18 protein-coding genes are annotated in these 19,480 nt (G+C 59.8%); 10 read left to right on the forward strand and 8 right to left on the reverse strand.

The window, feature by feature from the left end:
- Positions 1 to 63 precede the first annotated feature (63 nt).
- Positions 64 to 744, reverse strand: coding sequence for a sugar transferase (locus AB8B29_RS20080; RefSeq protein ID WP_037192757.1), 681 nt, complete (start codon positions 742 to 744; stop codon positions 64 to 66).
- 727 nt (positions 745 to 1,471) lie between these two features.
- Between AB8B29_RS20080 and AB8B29_RS20085 the strand changes: the two genes are divergently transcribed.
- Together AB8B29_RS20085 and AB8B29_RS20090 are read left to right on the forward strand one after the other, a co-directional pair.
- Complete coding sequence (locus AB8B29_RS20085) at positions 1,472 to 1,762, forward strand: exopolysaccharide production repressor protein (RefSeq protein WP_037192755.1); 291 nt, start codon at positions 1,472 to 1,474, stop codon at positions 1,760 to 1,762.
- Positions 1,763 to 1,850: 88 nt separating this feature from the next.
- Positions 1,851 to 2,861, forward strand: a complete 1,011-nt coding sequence (locus AB8B29_RS20090; protein WP_037193280.1) for a glycosyltransferase family 2 protein — start codon at positions 1,851 to 1,853, stop codon at positions 2,859 to 2,861.
- 13 nt (positions 2,862 to 2,874) lie between these two features.
- Here the strand turns inward: AB8B29_RS20090 and AB8B29_RS20095 are convergent, their stop codons facing one another.
- Together AB8B29_RS20095 and AB8B29_RS20100 are read right to left on the reverse strand one after the other, a co-directional pair.
- On the reverse strand, positions 2,875 to 3,819 hold the full coding sequence (locus tag AB8B29_RS20095) for a polysaccharide pyruvyl transferase family protein (protein ID WP_037192753.1): 945 nt from the start codon (positions 3,817 to 3,819) through the stop codon (positions 2,875 to 2,877).
- Positions 3,820 to 3,906: 87 nt separating this feature from the next.
- Positions 3,907 to 4,866, reverse strand: coding sequence for a glycosyltransferase family 2 protein (locus AB8B29_RS20100; RefSeq protein WP_037192751.1), 960 nt, complete (start codon positions 4,864 to 4,866; stop codon positions 3,907 to 3,909).
- A 767-nt stretch (positions 4,867 to 5,633) separates the two neighbouring features.
- On the opposite strand from AB8B29_RS20100, the gene AB8B29_RS20105 reads away from it, so the two are divergent.
- From AB8B29_RS20105 to AB8B29_RS20140, 8 genes are all read left to right on the forward strand, one after another.
- Positions 5,634 to 6,719, forward strand: a complete 1,086-nt coding sequence (locus AB8B29_RS20105; RefSeq protein WP_202032808.1) for an acyltransferase family protein — start codon at positions 5,634 to 5,636, stop codon at positions 6,717 to 6,719.
- 4 nt (positions 6,720 to 6,723) lie between these two features.
- Positions 6,724 to 7,527, forward strand: coding sequence for a glycoside hydrolase family 16 protein (locus AB8B29_RS20110; RefSeq protein ID WP_037192749.1), 804 nt, complete (start codon positions 6,724 to 6,726; stop codon positions 7,525 to 7,527).
- Positions 7,528 to 7,633: 106 nt separating this feature from the next.
- Positions 7,634 to 8,845, forward strand: a complete 1,212-nt coding sequence (locus AB8B29_RS20115) for a hypothetical protein (RefSeq protein WP_037192747.1) — start codon at positions 7,634 to 7,636, stop codon at positions 8,843 to 8,845.
- A complete protein-coding gene (locus AB8B29_RS20120; protein ID WP_439006701.1) occupies positions 8,842 to 9,840 on the forward strand; it encodes a glycosyltransferase family 2 protein in 999 nt (332 codons plus the stop codon). Before AB8B29_RS20115 ends, AB8B29_RS20120 begins: the two co-directional genes overlap by 4 nt.
- Positions 9,837 to 10,775 (forward strand): glycosyltransferase, encoded by a 939-nt coding sequence (locus tag AB8B29_RS20125; RefSeq protein ID WP_037192743.1) that lies wholly within the window; start codon positions 9,837 to 9,839, stop codon positions 10,773 to 10,775. The genes AB8B29_RS20120 and AB8B29_RS20125 overlap by 4 nt, the downstream gene beginning before the upstream one ends.
- A complete protein-coding gene (locus AB8B29_RS20130) occupies positions 10,772 to 11,797 on the forward strand; it encodes a glycosyltransferase family 2 protein (protein ID WP_037192741.1) in 1,026 nt (341 codons plus the stop codon). The genes AB8B29_RS20125 and AB8B29_RS20130 overlap by 4 nt, the downstream gene beginning before the upstream one ends.
- Before the next feature lie 7 nt (positions 11,798 to 11,804).
- The gene (locus AB8B29_RS20135) at positions 11,805 to 12,710 is read left to right on the forward strand and encodes a UTP--glucose-1-phosphate uridylyltransferase (RefSeq protein WP_037192739.1); all 906 of its coding nucleotides are present in this window, start codon (positions 11,805 to 11,807) and stop codon (positions 12,708 to 12,710) included.
- Between the two features lie 83 nt (positions 12,711 to 12,793).
- Complete coding sequence (locus tag AB8B29_RS20140; protein WP_037193277.1) at positions 12,794 to 15,136, forward strand: polysaccharide biosynthesis tyrosine autokinase; 2,343 nt, start codon at positions 12,794 to 12,796, stop codon at positions 15,134 to 15,136.
- 3 nt (positions 15,137 to 15,139) lie between these two features.
- Here the strand turns inward: AB8B29_RS20140 and AB8B29_RS20145 are convergent, their stop codons facing one another.
- The 5 genes from AB8B29_RS20145 to AB8B29_RS20165 form a co-directional block, all read right to left on the reverse strand.
- Positions 15,140 to 16,027, reverse strand: coding sequence for a DMT family transporter (locus AB8B29_RS20145; protein WP_037192737.1), 888 nt, complete (start codon positions 16,025 to 16,027; stop codon positions 15,140 to 15,142).
- 126 nt (positions 16,028 to 16,153) lie between these two features.
- On the reverse strand, positions 16,154 to 16,714 hold the full coding sequence (locus tag AB8B29_RS20150) for an NADPH-dependent FMN reductase (RefSeq protein ID WP_037192735.1): 561 nt from the start codon (positions 16,712 to 16,714) through the stop codon (positions 16,154 to 16,156).
- Between the two features lie 81 nt (positions 16,715 to 16,795).
- Complete coding sequence (locus AB8B29_RS20155) at positions 16,796 to 18,022, reverse strand: NAD(P)/FAD-dependent oxidoreductase (protein WP_037192733.1); 1,227 nt, start codon at positions 18,020 to 18,022, stop codon at positions 16,796 to 16,798.
- A 10-nt stretch (positions 18,023 to 18,032) separates the two neighbouring features.
- Entirely contained in the window at positions 18,033 to 18,347 is a 315-nt protein-coding gene (locus AB8B29_RS20160) for a MocE family 2Fe-2S type ferredoxin (protein WP_037192731.1), read from the reverse strand.
- 27 nt (positions 18,348 to 18,374) lie between these two features.
- Positions 18,375 to 19,463, reverse strand: a complete 1,089-nt coding sequence (locus tag AB8B29_RS20165) for a fatty acid desaturase family protein (RefSeq protein WP_037192729.1) — start codon at positions 19,461 to 19,463, stop codon at positions 18,375 to 18,377.
- Positions 19,464 to 19,480 lie beyond the last annotated feature (17 nt).

Here is a 19,480-nt window from a genome sequence, read left to right on the forward strand (position 1 = left end):
TCGCAGTCCCGCCAAGTGCGGGAATGCCGCAGGAAACCTCCTGCGGGTATCTGCCGGTCGTTTTCAGTAGCTGCCACGAGAAAGGCAGACTGCAGGAATGGTTTTGGCAATGATCATCATGTCGCTGCCGAGCGACCAGTTCTTGACGTAATGCGTGTCGAAGGCGACACGGCTGGCATAGGAGACGTCGTTGCGGCCGCTGACCTGCCAGAGGCCTGTCAGGCCAGGGCGGGATTGCAGATAGTAGATCGCAGCTGTCTCGTAGAGTTCGAGTTCGTCTTCCACGACCGGGCGTGGGCCAACGATACTCATTTCGCCGCGGATGATGTTGATGAGCTGCGGCAGCTCATCGAGGCTGAGCTTGCGCAGCACCGCACCGACAAGGGTTACGCGGGGATCATTCTGCAGCTTGCGGGTGGCACGCCACTCCTCCATCGCTTTCGGATTGGCCTGCAGATATGCCTGCAGCACCTTGTCGCCGTTGACGACCATGGTCCGAAATTTGAGGCAGGGGAAGCTTTTGCCGCTGTGGCCGATACGGCGGTGGCCATAGAAGGCTGGACCGCCATCAGAAAGCTTTACCAGTAGCATCAGCATCAGGAAAAGCGGGCTGATGAGGATCAGAGCGGTTAGAGCGGCAGAGACGTCGAAAATGCGTTTCAGCACTCCACCAGTTGGCGGAAAGACGTCGCTTTCCGCGGCGCTGAAAAAAGCCGGTGTGGCCGATCTCGTCGCAGACTTCATAGAGAAAGCTCCATTTATGTTGGCGATTGGTCGGGAATTCTCGGACGCGTAACTAGAGCTAAGATAGCGGGAGTGTAGGCCGGGATTTTGACTTTTTGCGCCAAACTTTTGTAGCGATATGGTATGGAGGTATTTAATTACCGCTCAATCGATGCGCATGTTTAATTTAGTGATTATTTATGTGCGCCTTATACTGTGCCAAACTCCGTATAACTGCCCTATCGGTAGTTCTCTCGCCCAATCGATCGCTATTTTGCAGAATGTTATAGGTGCGAGGGTTAGTTTGTTCATTGTCAGACGCATGGCTAGCCTCTAAGCGCTCTTGCCTGGCCGTCCGCTAACTTGATTCTCCGTAGGGAATATTGCATTGCAGCAATATATTGCGATGCACATGCCGGTGCGGGCTATCTCGGGACTTTGTAATAAAAGTTGATTGAATTGTCGGACAGCCGGCATGATGAAGACGGCCAATTTGTGTCCAAAAGATTGCGGATTGTTGGCCGGTCTTCCCTCGGTTGCATCGAAGAAAAAGAACAAATTCAATTGTAATTATAATCGAGGTGTAGTTTTAACGGGCGCGGGGTTAGGATCGTGTCAATTCGTAACGGATCGTTGACACTTGGTTGAATTTCAATGAATCATAAAATATATTTGGCATTCAGGTCTGATAAGGGAGGAAAGACCTTGATCGCATTTTTTGTAATGTTTGAGCGGGCGAGGTAGCACTATGTATGCGCCGCGCGTTTTCATTAGCATGCTGGGTACGCTGGTCGTCTTTGCTGTCGCGACCTACTTCCTGACGAATTCTCTTTCGACGACACTAATCGAAACGGCGATTTGCGCCGTGCTTCTGCAGATCGGATATTTCCTGGGCGTGCTCTATCTTGTTTGGAAAGAGCGCAGGGAGCGCGATGCGCTGTTGAACAGTGACAAGGTGGCGATGCCGGTTGCGGAGGATGCCAAGGTCGGCGGCCTGCCGGCACCCAGCCTCAATCGGTCCGAGCCGTTCAATCCCTGACACCGGGATATCAGATATCTTTTGGCGACCGAACGGTTGTCGGATCGCAGCCATGTCCTAAGTCTTCGGCAGAACCATGGAGACTGATGTGACTGACAGTGCCGGAAAAAGCGTCTGTGTAATCATCGCGGCAAAGAATGCCGGCGACACTATTGGCTTGGCCGTCGCGTCGGCGCTTCGAGAGCCCGAGGTGGCCGAAGTCGTCGTCATTGACGACGGTTCGACTGACGGTACCGCTGCAGCGGCCAGCAAGGCCGATGACGGCAGTGGCAGACTGATGATTTGCGAATTCGAGAAGAATCGCGGTCCGGCGGCAGCGCGCAATCATGCCATCGAGGTCTCGCGTGCCCCGCTGATCAGCATCCTCGATGCGGATGATTTCTTCTTCCCCGGACGCTTCAAGTCGCTGCTTGCCGCTGATGACTGGGACTTCGTTGCCGACAACATCGCTTTCGTCAATGCCGATGGGGTTTCGGATGCCTATACCAGGCTCGATCATTTCGATGCGAAGCCACGCTTTCTCGATCTCGTTGCCTTCGTCGAGGGCAATATCTCCAAGCGGGGCGTCCGTCGCGGTGAGATCGGCTTTCTGAAGCCGCTCATGCGCCGCTCCTTTCTGGATGCTCACGGCTTGCGATACAATGAAACGCTGCGCCTGGGCGAGGATTACGATCTCTATGCGCGCGCGCTCGCCAGTGCGGCGCGCTACAAGATCATTCATAGCTGCGGTTATGGCGCAGTCGTGCGCAGCGATTCCCTGAGTGGTCGGCACAGGACCGAGGATTTGCGGCGGCTCTACGAGGCCGATCGGGCGATTCTGGCAAAAGGCGGCCTCTCGCCGGTCGACGCGGACGCGCTCCGCCGCCATGAGCGCCATATTCGCGACCGCTACGAACTGCGGCATTTCCTCGACATCAAATCGCAATCGGGCCTGGGTGCCGCGGCCTCTTACGCGCTTCGCCATCCCTTCGCCGTTCCGGCCATAGCGGGCGGAATCCTCGCCGATAAAACCGAGCGCTTCCGCAAGGGTGGCGGTGCGCCGATCGCCCATTCGGGAGCGAACGGCCTGCGTTATCTTTTGCAGGCCGCTCCGGAATAGGGATCCACCAGATTTACAGGTAGTCGCGCCGCACGCCTTCGATCACGTCCAGCAGGCGCTCCTTGCAGGAGGCGAGCGCGCTATCCTTGCTCAGCTGTGGCTTTGCCTTGCTCGCCTGCCACAGCGCGAGCGCCGAAGGCATGGCAAGCGCCTGCTTGGCCATTACCCGAAGCGGGGTCTGTTCAGGGTCGGCAAGCAGCACGGTTCCCCCGTACCGCTGCTTTTCAAGCTCGGCTGCCGCCTGTTGATCGCGCTCGAAACCGACGCCCCAGAAGCGGGCGCCCTTGGCGATCGCCTCGGCCCGGGTGGAGACTGGAATGTGCTTCGGCGCATAGGTGACCCCGAGGGAGCGCGCCCAGTCGTTCCATTTGAAGCTGTTGATCGAGCGCGACGAGCTGACCGCGATCCACGGCACGCGGAAGGCATCGGCAAGGATTGCGCCATGCATGGACTCCGCGACGATCAGTTCGGATGTCGCAAGCTCGCGGATCACGGCTTTGGCCTCGCCGCGGGGATCGAGATAGGAAAGGCCGACCGTCTTGCAGATATCAGGCCAGAGGCCGGCGGCGGCCGACTCCCAATGGGGTATGAAGGTGCGCTTGCCTGATTTCGGCAAGTTCTGAAATTCCGGCATCTCGGTGACGAGCACGGCCGGATCGACAATGCCCATTTCAACCGGTAGGCCAACTTTCTGCGCCGTCAGCGGGCCGCGCACACTGCGGATATCCCATTTTGACTTGTCGCTCGTATCGGGAAGCGAACCGTAGCCAAAGCCGCTGCCGATGACGAGCTTGTGGCCGTCGGTCGGCAATATCTCCGTATTGAGAACGGTACCAACACCGACCAGCAATGTTTCTTCATGAACGTCGCGGAGGCCGGGAAGTAGAAAATCCCAGAGCCAGAGATTGAGATCGTCACCGAAATTGCCATGGGTAGATTCCCAGTGGAACGGCTTCATGCAGGACTCCTTGCTGATCCAAACGATAGCGGGGCATGCCATGGCTCTTTCAATGCGGCATGCGCAGCTCATGCTGCGCTGCAAAATCTAGGGCGCGAGCTTGCCCACGGCAAGCTTCATCGCGCTTTGTAAAATGACAGGGTCGCGCAAGGCCCATTTCGCCAGCAGTCCGAATTGCGGCATTTGCCGCCGCTTGACCTGTCGCGCCTGGCTCCAGAGCGCCTGGCGGCGGGCACGATTCTTGTAGTGCCGAATGGTGGCGACGTCCTGCGGCCGGCGCGAAAATCTCTGCTCAAGCGTATTGAGCGCCGTCCACGTGTTGAACTGCTGACGCAAGAACTGCGGTGAATCATTGTCGATGCTGTGGAAGATGTTCACGCCCTCGCCCCGCAGCGCACCGGCCTGCTCGCACAACAACACGCGCTTGGCCGCCAGAACGCAGTCGCAAAAGAAAAGAACGTCTTCAGCTGCCAGCCGCAACGTGGGTTCAAAGCGGATTTTCTCAAAGAGGGGGCGCCCGATTACCATGCATGACATGTGCAGAAAGCTCCAGTCCTGTAACATGACGCTGGCGATATCGGGGATCTCGATCACCGAGGGCCTTTCGGAGAGCCGCACGCTCCTAGCCGATTTGGCGAGTTCCGCGATACCGAAATGGTAGGAAAATTCGTCGCCTCCGTCGATGGAATCCCAGTAGCAATCGGCATCGTGCCGCGTCAGCGTCTCGAATGCATTGTGCAGGTGATCCGGCGCCCATTCATCGTCGGAATCCAGAAATGCCACGAACCGGCTTTCGGCCGGCACATTGTCGAGACCGGTGTTGCGCGCCCCGCCCGGGCCGGCATTTGCCTGGCGTATCACCTTGATGCGCGCCCGCTCTTCACTGCTCAGCGATTGCAGGTCGCCTTCTACGGCAAGCGGTGATTCATCGTCGACGATGAGAATATCGAAATCCTGAAACGTCTGCCGAGATATCGACCTCAAAGCGCGTTGCAGAACACCCGTCTGCTTCTGATAGAACGGAATAACAATCGTTATTGACGCCATTTTCCCGCCTTTACGGTTTTCAATCCAAGAGTTTTCGGCTCATCCCCGGGGACGTAACCATCGGCTTTTCGGCTGTCTCCATTCACCATTCATGGGCAGTTTGCTCGGTGATGGATGCTGCCATGCTGCCAACAGGTAGCGTTAATTCGATGAGGAGCAATGTCAAAGACGGCGTTTTATCGAAGATTGTCCTCGGATAGTGTGAAGCGCGTGATAGACGCCTCCTGTCGAACGACGGTGAAAGCCGCACGATCCGAGAATGATTGTGGTCAAGCTCCCAGGCGGCATCGGCGCCGCAAGCTTGGTAAAACTACAGCTATAAGGGGAGTGCGCCTGCACGACTTTCCCATCATGATTGAAACGTTGTCGTATTTTGGTCATGCTTCATCTCGAAATCCTACCGCAATGCAAAAAATCTTCACCTTCCGGCAAAAAAATCGAGTCCGCGCAAAGGGCGTGTCGCGCGTCGCGGCCAAAATATTTAAATTTGCTTTAATACCCTTGGTTCCATAGGTTTTCCGGCATCTAAATCGTTTGTTTCGATCTTTTGCGTGGTTTGGAACCTTGGCGTAGCGACCCAGTCAAACGTCGCTTGACCCTCATTTTTGCTGCAGTGCCATATTCCCTTTCCCAAGAGCGCCCTAGGTTATCGTCTGCGGGCTCTGCTCGACTCTGATTGAAATGGCTGCGAGGGGGGAAGCGGCCCGAAAAAAAGGGTGACAGACATCGTGAACGTGACTGCCAACGTGTCTTCGCGGATAAACCTCATGCGGATTGTGCTCATCTCGGGCATCATATTTGTTCATATTCCATTCGATGCGGATAGTAGCCCGTTCAGCGACGCCTACGGTTTGTTTGACTGGGTTCGGGTTTTTTTGCGCGAGAGTCTGTTTCGTGTCGGCGTTCCCTGCCTCAGCGTTATCTCAGGCTATCTGTTGTTCCGTCATGGAGCAGCGTCATTGGACTACGGCAAGACCATCCGGCGCAAGGCGAAGACGATCCTCCTGCCATTCGCCTTGTGGAACTGCGCTTTCTTTCTGTTCGTCCTAGTCTTGCAGAGTTACGGCATCGGCGACGGCTATCTGCCTGATCTGTCGGGCGCCAACCTGCACACGCTTTCCACGCTTCTGTTCGCGATCGACGGCACGCCGATCAATCTGCCGCTCTATTTCCTGCGTGATCTGTTCGTCTGCATCCTGCTGTCGCCGCTGCTGGCTTTCCTCATCCGCCGCGCGCCGCTGGCAACGCTGGCGTTCCTGTTGCTGCTCGCGGTATTGCCGGTGCCGATCGGTATCGTACTCCGGAATTCCGTTCTCTTCAGCTTCGCCTTCGGCATCTATCTCAGCCTGTATCGCGTCGACGTCACGGTCACGGACCGCTATGCCGGCCTGATCGGTCCCGCCTTCATTGCGCTTGCAGCCCTCCTGGCAACCGCCGCCTACATGACAGGTCCCGGGTTGCCGCTATGGCTCGAGGTCAGTCGCAATCTGATGGTGCTCGTCGGCATTCCGGGCTTCTGGGCACTGTCGGCGATCTTGATACGCAGCCGGATCGGACGAGGATTGGCAGAAACCGGCGGATTGAGCTTCTGGATCTTCTGCGCCCATTACCCGCTGCTGTTCTGTCTCTGGGTCCTGTGGAACCGCGGCGGCAGCGAACTCTATCCGATTTTCTACCTCATGGCAGCGCTTCTTGCTTTGCTGCTGCTGCCCCTGACCAACGGTATGGCGCGTCACGCCCTGCCGTCCTTCTACAATCTGCTGACCGGCAGCCGGACAAGGCCGCAGGCCGAACTCCGTATGGCCGGAAACCGTGCCGCCGAAGACCGGCGGGTGCGTTGCGAGCAAAGGTGATGCTATGATGACATCGACAAACCATGCACGAAAACTGGGCCTCGTTTCCCTCGCTCTCCTGGGTGCCTGCTTCATTCCACAGGCTGCGTCCGCACAGGACGATCAGCCGACGGGCGGCTCTTTCGTCGATAATTTCGAGCGCCTCGACACCAGCCGCTGGTATGTCTCCGACGGCTGGAACAACGGACCGCACCAGAACTGTACCTGGTCGCGAAAGCAGGTTGGTATCAAGGATGGAGTGCTGCAATTGCAGTTCATCCAGTCGAAGACAGGCGAGCGCAATTACGCCTGCGGCGAAATCCAGACGACCAAGCGCTATGGCTACGGCACCTATGAGGCGCGCTACCGCACCGCGACCGGCTCTGGCCTGAACTCGGCCTTCTTCACCTATATCGGCCCGACCGACAAGAAGCCGCATGACGAGATCGATTTCGAAGTGCTCGGCAAGAATGCCGGGCAGGTGCAGGTCAACCAATATATCTCCGCCAAGGGTGGCAATGAGAAATTGGTCCCGGTCGTCGGTGGTGCTGACCAGGGTTTCAACGACTACGCGTTCGTCTGGGAGAAGGACCGCCTGCGTTACTATGTGAACGGCAAGCTCGTTCAGGAGGTGACCGATCCTTCGAAGATACCGACGAACGCGCAGAAAATCTTCTTCAGCCTTTGGGGCACGGACACGCTGAGCGGCTGGATGGGCAAGTTCGCCTATAGCGGCCAGCCGGCAACCATGCAGGTCAAGCGCGTTGCCTTCACCGCGTCAGGAGAAAAATGCCTGTTTCCGGAATCGATCACCTGCAAGCTCGACTGAACCATGCCGTCCGCCAAGCGCATTCTGCGGCCGGTGAAGATGCCATGATGCAACACCAACCATACCAGGCGCCCGGTTTCGACCGGGCGCGAAAGCGGAAATCTTGATGCTGCATATTCTTTATTTCGTCCACGATCTTGCCGATCCTGCCGTGCGCAGGCGGGTCCTGATGCTGCAGGCTGGCGGGGCTCTGGTGACGCTCGCGGGCTTCCGGCGCGACGATAATGCGCTCGCCGCCATCGATGGCATCGAGCCGATCGAGCTCGGTCGCACGCGTGACGCACAGTTTGCGCAACGTATCGCGGCCGTCGCCAAATCGGCATTCAAGCTGCGCCACGCGTTGCGTTCGGTTCCAAGGCCGGATGTCATCATCGGCCGCAACCTTGAAATGCTGGCTCTGGCCAATCGCGCCAAGTCCGTTTTCGGAGGCGACATGCCTGTTGTCTACGAATCCCTGGATATTCACCGGCTCTTGCTTCGAGATGATGTGCTGGGTGGTACGCTCCGTGGTGCCGAGCGTCGTCTCGGCGCGCAAGCAGCGCTGCTCATCACAAGTTCGCCGGCCTTCGTCGAGCGCTATTTCAAGCCGCGTTCCGGCTTGCATCTGCCAATCATGCTGCTCGAAAACAAGGTGTTGGCGCTCGAGGTTGCCGCGGCGAGCAATGTTGCGCCGGCCGCGCGGGTGCCTGCCCGCGGCGAGCCCTGGAAGATCGGTTGGTTCGGTGCGCTTCGTTGCCGCAAGTCGCTGACATTGCTGGATCAATTCTCGCGCCGGATGGAAGGGCGTTTCCAGATCGTGCTGCGCGGCCGGCCGGCCTATTCGGAGTTCGACGATTTCGACGGCATCGTGCACGACGCGCCCTTCATGCATTTCGGCGGCGCCTACAAGAACCCTGAGGATCTTTCCGCGATCTATCACGACGTCCAGTTCTCCTGGGCCATCGATTTCTTCGAAGAGGGTCTGAACTCAAGCTGGCTCCTGCCCAACCGCCTCTATGAGGGTGGTCTCTACGGCGCCGTCCCGATCGCCATGGATGGCACCGAGACGGCAAGGTTCCTGGCCGGCCGGAAGATCGGGCTCACGCTCGACAAAGCCGACGCCGCCCATCTTGCCACCCTTCTGGGCGACTTGGATGAACAACGCTATCTCGCCGCTTTCGACGCCGTGGCAGCCCAGGATCGCAAGCAATGGATGATCGATCGCGCCGACTGTCAGGGGCTGGTGCTCCGACTGGCATCCCTGACGCGTGCCAATGAACAGATCACCGAACTACAGGCCCTCCCGCAACTGAATCGCAATAGAGGTGGATTGCAATGACGACCGTAAGTCCCATGGATATGCGTTGCCTGATCGTTATTCCTTGCCTCAACGAGGAGAAGCATATCGAGCCGCTGATCGGCAAGCTCGGCCGTGCTCTCGATGAGCTCGACGCCAGGATCGCCGTCGCCGATGGCGGCAGCACGGATCGCACGCGTGACATTGTCAGGGAGATCGCCGCCAACGATCCGCGCGTCCTCCTGCTCGACAACCCTAAGCGGCTGCAGAGCGCCGCCATCAATCTCGCCATCGAGACCTTGGGCGACGGCTATGAGTTCTTCATTCGCATCGATGCCCATGGCGATTATCCGGCCGATTATTGCCAGACGCTGGTGCGGGAAGCCGTCGCGACCGGCGCGGATTCCGTCGTCGTCGCCATGCGCACCATGGGCTTCAGCGCGTTTCAGAAGGCAACGGCGGTGGCGCAGAATTCCAAACTCGGCAATGGCGGTTCGAAACATCGCGAAGGAGCCAAGGGGCACTGGGCAGAGCACGGGCACCATGCGCTGATGCGCGTCGCAGCCTTCCGCGCCACCGGCGGCTATGACGAGACCTTCAGCCACAATGAGGATGCCGAGCTCGACTACAGGCTGCACAAGGCCGGTTTCCGCATCTGGCTCACCGACAAGACCGCCATGACCTATTATCCGCGCTCCAGTGTCCCGACGCTTTTCCGGCAGTATCTCGGTTATGGGCGCGGCCGTGCCCGTAATATCCTCAAGCATCGCAGCGTGCCGAGCTTGCGCCAGATGCTGCCGCTTGCCGTGGTGCCGATTTTCATCGGTGCTTTCCTGGCGATCATCAACTGGATCGCGGTCATTCCGATCAGTCTTTGGGCTGTCGCCTGCATCGCCTACGGCTTCTGGATCGCGCTCGGCGAGAGGAACCCCTATGGACCGCTTGCCGCCATCTCGGCCATGGTCATGCATTTCGCCTGGTCGATGGGCTTTTGGATGGAAGTCTTCAGCTTTCGCAATCGCAGGGTTGCGGCATGACGCAAACCCACCGTCGCACTACAAAGATTGACGTTGCCGTCTGCACCTACCGCCGTGCCGAGTTGGATCAGACGCTGCTATCGCTTGCTGTGCTTACCATTCCTGCCGGCGTGCAGGTCCGCGTCATCGTTGCCGACAACGATGTGACGCCAAGCGCCCGCGACCGTGTCGATGCCATGCGTTCAGCCATTTCCTTTGAAATCGCCTATGTGCATTGCCCGGCCTCGAACATTTCCATCGCCCGCAATGCCTGCCTCGACCATGCGACCGGCGATTTCGTCGCCTTCATCGATGACGACGAGACGGCCTCGCAGGACTGGCTGGCGGAATTGCTCGCCATAGCCGACACGACCGGCGCCGATGCCGTTCTCGGTCCCGTCAAGGCTGTCTATGCGAATGTCGCGCCTGCCTGGATGCAGCGCGGCGATTTTCATTCGACCTTGCCGGTCTGGGTCGCGGATGAGATCCGCACCGGTTATACCTGCAACGTCCTGTTGCGCCGCAGCGCGCCTTCGCTTGCCGGCCGCCGGTTCAATATCGCGCTCGGCCGCAGCGGCGGCGAGGACACCGAATTCTTTGCCCATATGCACGACGCGGGCGGCCAGATCGCCTTTGCCGAGGATGCCCTGGTCTACGAACCCGTCCCCAGTGGACGCGCAACGGTTTCCTGGCTTGCCAAGCGCCGGTTCCGCATGGGCCAGACGCATGGGCGCATGCTGCTGGAAGCCGCAACCGGCCTGGGCCGCTGGCGCGCGATTGCGCTTGCCGGGACCAAATCCGCCTATTGCTTTGTTGCCGCCGCGCTGCTCGCCGCCTCTCCCGTCAAGCGGCACCGCTATGGCCTGCGCGGCATCATGCACGCCGGCGTCGTCAGCGGCCTCTTAGGAGTTCGTGAAATCGAGCAATACGGAAACCTGGAGAAAGCACCGCAATGACGGATTTCATCCCCGATGTCAGCTTCGTCATCGCTGCCTATAATGCGGAGGACACCCTTGCGCGTGCCATCGACAGCGCCTTGGCCCAAGGTGCTGTCAGCATGGAGGTCATCGTCGTCGATGATTGCTCGACCGACGGCACACGCGAGATTGCCGGCAATCATGCCGATCCGCGCGTTCGCCTCGTTGCCATGGCCCGCAACGGTGGTCCGGCCGCGGCCCGCAATGCCGGCCTCGACGCCGCTCGTGGTCGCTGGGTGGCCGTGCTCGATTCAGACGACGCGTTGCGCCCGGACCGCATGGCGCGCCTGATTGCGCGAGCCGAAAAGGCGGAGGCGCAGATCGTTGTCGACAATCTCGACGTCGTCCGCGAGGATGTCGGCACGATCACTCCCATGTTTCCAGAAGCGGCGCTGGCGCGTCTGCCGGTGCTGACGCTGGCGAAGTTCATTGCCTCGAACATGATTTTCCGGTCCGAACATAATTTCGGCTATATGAAGCCGGTCTTCGAACGCGCCTTTCTCGAGAAGCATCGCCTGCGCTTCGACGAGACGCTTAGGATCGGCGAGGATTACATCTTCCTTGCCTCCGCACTTGCCAGAGGCGGTGTCTGCGCGGTCGAGCCGACGGTCGGCTATCTCTATTACATTCGAGACGGATCGATCTCACGGGTTCTGAAGAGAGAACATGTCGAGGCCATGCTGGCCGCAGATACCAAGTTCTTCGCCGAGCATTCTTTCGGCTCCGCCGCTCTTGCCGCCCAACGGCAGCGGACGCGCAACCTGAAGGATATTCTAGCCTTCCTGATGCTGGTCGACAGCATCAAGGAGCGCGAACTGCCGAGTGTGCTGAAAATCGCGTGCCGCAATCCACGCGCGGTCCGTCACCTGAGCATGCCGATTGCAGTCCGCTTCCGCCGTCTGGCCGCCTTCCTGCGCGGCGGCCGCCAGTCTGCGCCCACCTCTCAACTCTCCTCGCCCCTGCCCAATATGGGCGCAGGCCCTCACTCTAACAAAGGATGATAGAGCCATGGACCCCAAGCATCGTGTGAGAAAAGCAGTCATTCCGGTTGCCGGCAACGGAACCCGGTTCCTGCCTGCCACCAAGGCAATGCCGAAGGAAATGCTGACGATCGTCGATCGTCCGGTCGTGCAATATGCCGTCGATGAGGCTATCGAAGCCGGCATCGAGCACATCGTCTTCGTCACAAGCCGTAACAAATCGGCGATCGAAGATCATTTCGACGACACACCGGAGCTGATTTCCTCGCTGCGGCTGGCCGGCAAGAGCCATCAGGTGAGTGAACTCGAGCGCCTCTTGCCGCGGCCGGGCTCGGTCAGCTTCACCCGCCAGCAGGCTCCGCTCGGCCTTGGTCACGCCGTCTGGTGTGCTCGCGACCTGATCGGCAACGAGCCATTCGCGCTGCTTTTGCCCGATATGCTCTGCTACGGCATGCGCGGCTGCATGGCCGGCCTGATGGATCTCTACAACGAGGTCGGCGGCAATATCGTCGCTGTCGAGGAATGCGCGCCGGAGGAGACCTCGAAATACGGTATCATCGGCAAGGGAGTGGCCGTCCGGCACGGCTTCGCCGTGACCAAGATGGTCGAAAAGCCGCATCCTTCGGAAGCGCCTTCAAACTTTTACCTTAATGGTCGTTATATTCTTCAGCCTGAAATCTTCGATATTCTGGCCCGTCAGGAACGCGGCGCCGGCAATGAAATCCAGCTGACTGACGGCATGCTGCGCCTCTCCGAGACGCAATCCTTCCATGCCCAGGTCTATAACGGACGCACATTCGACTGTGGATCCAAGCATGGCTTCATCGAAGCGAACGTCGCATTTGCGCTCGCTCGCGCCGATATCGGCAGCCTGGTCTATGATTCAATCCGCAACCTGGTCGTCTCGCACGAAGCGCAGATGACCGCCGCTTAAGCCTGTTCACGTTCTGGCCCGTGGTCGACACGACTGCGGGCCAAAGCCATATTCATTCAGGCCTCTCCGACAAGGTGGTCGCCATGTATCAGAAGAACTTCACTTTCCAAAGCGCTCTTCCCCAGGGTGAAGCGCAGGACAGTTTCATTGATCTCGATCGGCTGATGGCGATCGTGACACGTCGCATCCGCACCATCATCTTCGCCATGGCTGCTTTTGTCATTCTGGCCGTTGCCTATCTGCTGATCGCCACGCCCAGCTACACGTCGATGACACAGATATTGCTCGACGAAAGCATGACGAAATATGCGGAGGATCAGCCGCCGGCTGCCAGCAGCCAGCAGGCGGACATGGAGATTGCCAGCGCGGTCGAAATCCTGAAATCGAACGAGATGGCTTTGCGCGTCGTCGACACGGCCGATCTTGCCAATAATAACACCCTGCTCAATCCGCCGCAGTCGCCGGCTGCCCTGCTCAAATCGGGTGTGGGGCTGATTGTCGGCATATTCACGCCGGGGCGTCCGCCGATGACGCCGGAAGAGATGCGGGAGGCGCAGCGCCAAAAGGTCGCCGCCGTATTGCAGGATGGCCTCAAGGTGGAGCGCGTCACGCGAAGTTCGGTCGTCGCCGTGTCCTTCAACTCGACTGACAAGCTGTTGGCCGCAAAGGTCACGCGCGCCTATGCCGACGCCTATCTGACCGACCAGTTGAACGCCAATTTCGACGCGACCGAACGCGCCTCCGTCTGGCTGCAGGAACGCTTGAACGATCTGCGCCAGCGCGCGCAGGAGGCTTCGCTCGAAGTCGAGAAATATAAGGCAGACAACGGCCTGACCTCGACCGGCGGCGAGCTGATGTCGGAACAGCAGATTTCCGATCTCAACAAGCAGCTGATCATTGCCCAGGCCGATACGGCCAGCGCATCGGCGCGCTACAATCAATATAAGTCGATTATCGACCAGGGGCCGGACAATGCGGTCAAGAACGCCACCATCTCGTCCAGCCAGACCGACAACTCGGTCCTGCAGGACCTGAAGACGCGTTACCTCGCTGTCGAAAAGCGAGAGCAGGATGTCACGCAGAATTACGGTGCCGAACATCCTCAGGCCGTTGCGCTGAGGGCTGAGCGACAGGACATCACCCGGCAGATCTATCAGGAGCTTCAGCAGCTCACGGCCAGCTACAAGAACGAGCTCGATGTCGCGCAGTCGCGTTCGGCGTCGCTCCGCGAAAGCATCGAGGGTGTGGTCGGCAAGAATTCGGAAGCCAATAGATCGCTGGTGCATCTCAACGAGCTAAACCAGAAGGCGACGGCGCTGAAGACGCTCTATGAATCCTATCTCGGCCGTTTCGAGGCGGCGTCGCAGCAGCGATCCTTCCCGATCGCCAAGGCGCGCGTCATCTCGCTCGCCGGCGTCCCGACTGCACCGTCGAGCCCGAAGAAGACGCTGGTGATAGCGCTTTCGGTGATCCTCGGCCTGATGGCCGGCGCCGGTCTCGCCGCCTTCCAGGAATTCCGCGATCGCTTTTTCCGCGTCGAAGCCGATGTGCGCTCCGCTCTCGGCTTGAAATTCCTCGGCTACCTGCCGCTGCTCGGCCAGCAGAGCACCGGTAAGAAGAGACGGCGCAAGGGCATTATCGGGTCTGACCCGGCAACCGCTGAAGATGTCGAGCCTGGTGTCGCCTTTGAACGGATCATGCGTGTTTCGGTCGAAGCACCGCGGTCGATCTTCGCCGAGACCCTGCGAAACGCCAAGCTCGCCAGCGACGTCATGCTGCAGGGCCGCCCCGACCGCGTCATCGGCGTCGTATCGGCACTGCCGGGCGAGGGCAAGTCGACGACGGCAGCCAATTTCGCCGCCCTCTTGGCCAGCAGCGGCAAACGTACGCTGCTGATCGATGCCGACTTGCGCAATCCCGGCTTGAGCCGGACGCTGAAATCGCCGCCGCAAGCCGGGCTGATCGAGGCCGTGCTCGGTGAGGTGCCCTGGACGAATGTCGTCAAGGTCGATCCGCGCACCAAGCTTGCCATCCTGCCGGTCGTCGTGCGCGATCACCTGTTGCACACCAGCGAGCTTCTATCGTCGCAGGGCATGCAGCATCTCATGGAACATGCGCGCAAGATGTTCGATTATATCGTCGTCGATCTTGCGCCGCTTGGACCCGTCATCGACGCCAAGGCTTTTGCGCCGCAGGTCGATGCCTTCATACTCGTGACGGAATGGGGTGCGACGCCAACCAACCTGGTGCGCGATGTTCTGGAGCAGGAGCCCCAGATTAACTCTCGCATTCTCGGCGTTATCCTGAATAAGACCGACATGTCGGAACTGCCGCGCTATAGCGATTTCGGCGGAACGGAACGCTACCGACAGAAATATGTAAGCTACTACACCGAAGCACAGCCACCCGCTCAGGTGGACGCGTAACCTTTATGTCCTCTCCATCTTGAGGCGAGTTCTGGCCAGGGCATGTTCACGCCAGATCGTGAAGATGCCTGCCGCCACCACGATGACTGCGCCTGCGATCATCGTGGCACTCAGCCTTTCGCCGAATATGGCGACGCCGATGATGGCGGAGAAGACGAGCTGTAGATAGGTGAGCGGCTGGATCACCACCGCGTCGAGCAGATCATAGGCGCGAATGAGGAAATAGTGGCTCGACACGCCGGTCAGGCAAAGGATGCCCATGAAGACCCAGTCATGTGGTGCAATGGTCGTCCAGAAGAATGGACCGATACAGCTCATCGCAACCGCGCCGACGACGCCAGTATAGAAAAAGCTGGTCATGGCGCTATCCTCGCGGCTGACATAGCGGGTGAGGACGACATAGAACGAGAATAGCAGTGCGCCGCCAAGCGGCACGAGGAAGCGTGTGTCGAAGAGGCCGCTTTCCGGCTTCAGGATCAGCAGAACGCCGACGAAGCCGATGCAGATCGCCAGCCAACGCCGCCAGCCGACCTTTTCGCCGAGGATCGGTATGGACAGCATCGCCACCATCAAGGGTCCTGATGAGAAGATCGCCTGCGAATGGGCAAGGCCGACGATGACGAAGGACGAGATGGCCACGACGATCTGCGCGGCAAGCAACAGGCCGCGGGCAAGCTGCAGCGTTGGCCGCTTGGTTCTGACGGCGGAGCGCAGGCCGCCCGGCGAGCGCGAGGCCATCGCGACGGCAAAGAGCATGAAGGCCCAATAGCGGATCATCGCCACCAGAAGCGGCGGATAGGCGCTGACCAGATGTTTGGAGATGCCGTCCTGTATCGCGAATATGCTGATCGCCAACAGCGTGAAGACATAACCTGCGGTATTGGATTTCATTTCGGTTCGAAGAAGATGTGCGGACCCCGGAGGCGCCGGTCGCCCGACGCAACGGTCACACTAGGCTATCCGCTTTCGCAATCATAGGCATTGCTTTCGTCTTTTGCCCATGCGCCGCAGGCGGGGTCAGCTCTTTTTGTGATCCGCGACAAAGGCAGCGAAACCTTCGATGAATTTGGCGAGGTTTTGCTTCACCTTCTCGTCGACGATCAGGCCTTCGGCATCGAAGACGCTGCCGGCGCGCGACACCATCAGCCGGCCGCCGAACCACGGATCGGCGCCCAATGTGCGCAACACCGTCAGCCAGGCATTTTGGCTGAGGATGGTGCCGAAATTGCCGGGCGAGGCTCCGAGCACGGCGATCGGTTTTGCCCCGAAGACATGGGCGATGTCGCTGGATGGCCGGCTCATCCAGTCGATGGCGTTCTTGAATACGCCGGGAAGCGAGTTGTTGTATTCCGGCGTAAACAGGATCAGCCCATCGGCGGATATGGCGAGCTCCTTCAGCTCCTGCACCTTCTCCGGAATGCCTTCGGCTGCTTCGAGATCGGCATCATAAAGCGGCACGCCATGAATGGTGCGCGCGACGAGCTCGACGCCGGCCGGCGCAAGTTCGACGGCGGCATGGAGCAAAGCCGTATTGAAGGAGCCCTTGCGCAGGCTGCCCGATATGCCGAGTATCTTCATCGCATCCCCCTGTTTATCTCAGGAGGAGACATTTATGGTTCGCGGCTGTTCGTCAAGGGCTGACGGCGAGCTCAGCCCGCTTCATGCGGCAAGCAGGGATTTCAGCTTGACGCTGCTTGCCGCCAAGGCATCGCTGGCCGGGTGAGCGCGGGCGGCGATCAACATCTCGGCAAGGCGGATGTCGCGGGCGACAGCGTTGCCACGGCCGACGCCGCTGGCGGCGAAAAGTCTGCCGCTTGCGTCGAGATGAAAGAGGATGAACGACCCGTCGCCGAGATCGCGCCGCACATGGCTGGCCGCGCCTTCGGCGAGGCCGGCGATCTGCAATGTCAGGTCATACTGGTCGGACCAGAACCACGGCACGGCCGAGATTTCCATCCCTTCGCCGAGCATGTTGGCGGCGGCCAGATTTGCCTGGTCCTGCGCATTGCGCCAGGATTCGAGGCGGACGCGCCGTCCACCATAAAGCGCCAGCGGAAAGGAGCAGCAATCGCCCGCCGCGTAAATATCGGCGGCGGAGGTTTCCAGCCGCTCGTTGACGGCGATGCCATTGTCGATCGCGAGGCCGGCTGTCTCGGCAAGCGCGATATTCGGCGAGGCGCCGATGCCGATCAGCACGAGGTCGGCCGAAATCACTTGGCCATCCGCCAAATGAATGCTGGCCCCTTCCGTTTCCTCCCGCACGGCCTCGATGGCGAGGCCGCAACGAATGTCGACGCCTTCCAGCCGGTGACGCGCGGTGATCACTTCGGCAATCTCCTCCGGCACGCCGCGCTTCAGCACGCGCGGCAAACCTTCGATGACGGTGGCGTTGGCGCCCAGCTTGCGTGCAGTGGCTGCCAGCTCCAGGCCGATAAAGCCGCCGCCGATGATGGCGATGTGTCGGCCGGGATGAAGAGCGGTGCGCAGGGTTAGGGCATCGGCATGGGTGCGCAGCATGCGGATGCGCTGGGCTGTGCCGTCAATGCCTGGAAAGACGCGCGGCGAGGCACCGGTTGCGAGCAGCAGCTTGTCATAACCGAGCGTCTGTCCGTCAGCGAGCCCGACTGTTTTGGAAACGGGCTCGATAGCGGCCACCGTCGTGTCGAGCCGCAGATCGATCGTTCGTTCCTGGTATCGCTCCAGCGCAGCCACGAACTTCGGTTCGATGGTCTCGACAAGGGCCTGCTTCGACAGCGGCGGGCGCTCGTAGGGGGCAAGCGGTTCGGTGCCGATCAGGGTGATGTCGCCGTCGAACCCCTTTTCTCGGAGCGAGAAGGCGGCGCGTGCGCCGCATTCTCCGGCGCCGACGATGACGAAATGCGGCATGGCCTCTTCCTCACAGTCCAATGAAAACGGTGCCGTCTTCGACCTTGACCGGATAGGTCTGCAGATTGACACAGACGGGTGCGCCCTTGGCCTCGCCGGTTCTGTAGTCGAAACGGCCATTGTGCTTGGGACATTCGATGATGTTGTCCATGACCAGACCGTCGGCAAGATGAACCTTTTCATGCGTGCACAGGCCGTCGGTGGCGAAATAATCGTCTTCGTGACTGCGATAGACGGCGAAAGTTCGTCCGTCATGGTCGAAGCGGATGACATCCTCCTCGTCGATCGCGTCGGCGGCGCAGACCTCGATCCAGTTGCTGCTCATGTTTTCCTCCCTTTGCATGTTCGGTGATTATTGCGCGGCCTCGGCGAGCGTGCCGCCATGGAACTCCTCGCGATAGGGCCGCGCCGTCGGCGGCAATTCGCGCTTCAGGAAGTAGTCCTCGTTGCTCAACTGCCGCAGGAAGGCCGGGATCATCTCGCGATAGCCCGACCAGATGGATGGGTTGGCGGCCGGCAGATCATGCCTGATCATCGCATGCAGCTTCGGCAGGGCGTGGTAGGGCACCATCGGGAACATGTGATGTTCGACATGATAGTTCATGTTCCAATAGATGAAGCGGCTCACCGGGTTCATCATGACGGTGCGGCTATTCAACCGATGATCAATGACATTGTCGGCGAGGCCGCCATGCTGCAACAGGCCGGTGAGCACGTGATGCCAGGCACCGTAAAGCCGGGGCAAGCCGACGAGCATCAGCGGCAGGATCGAGCCCATGGCGATCGCCGCTGCGATGGTGGCGACGTAGATTGCCAGCCATATGCGGGCGATCCGGACGGCCTTCGGCTGCTCCATCTCCGGAATGAAGGTCTTTTCTTCGGCGCTGACGATGCCGGCGGCATTGCGCAGCATATCGATCACAGCATGCCAGGCGTCCAGGATTCCGAAGAAATTGAGGATGAGGCGGAGGAGATCCGGCGGCCGCATGACGGCAATCTCCGGGTCGCGGCCGACGATGACCGTATCGGTATGATGGCGGGCATGGCTCCAACGCCAGGTTATCGGATTGCGCATGATCATGAAGCAGGCGATCTGATAGACCGCATCATTCATCCAGCGGGTCTTGAACGCCGTGCCATGGCCGCATTCATGCCAGCGGCTGTCGGAGGCGGAGCCGTAGAGCACACCGTAAGCCAGGAAGAAGGGAATGCAGGCCCACGATCCCCAGAAATAGACGCCCAGGCCGGCAAAAAGCACCATGCTGCCGAGCCAGATGATCGTGTCGCGAATGGCCGGCGCGTCGGAACGCTGCATCAGCGCCTTCATGTCCTTGCGCGTGACATCCGTGTGATACCATTCGGCAGCGGCAAGCCCGGTTTCCACCGCCATTTTGCCGCTGGCGCCAAGCAGGCTGTAGTCCCGTTTCTTTGTCTCGGTCATCGCTATCTCCCGCGGCA

Source organism: Rhizobium sp. 11_C7_N12_5 (genome assembly GCF_051811145.1).
Lineage (GTDB): Bacteria > Pseudomonadota > Alphaproteobacteria > Rhizobiales > Rhizobiaceae > Rhizobium > Rhizobium lusitanum.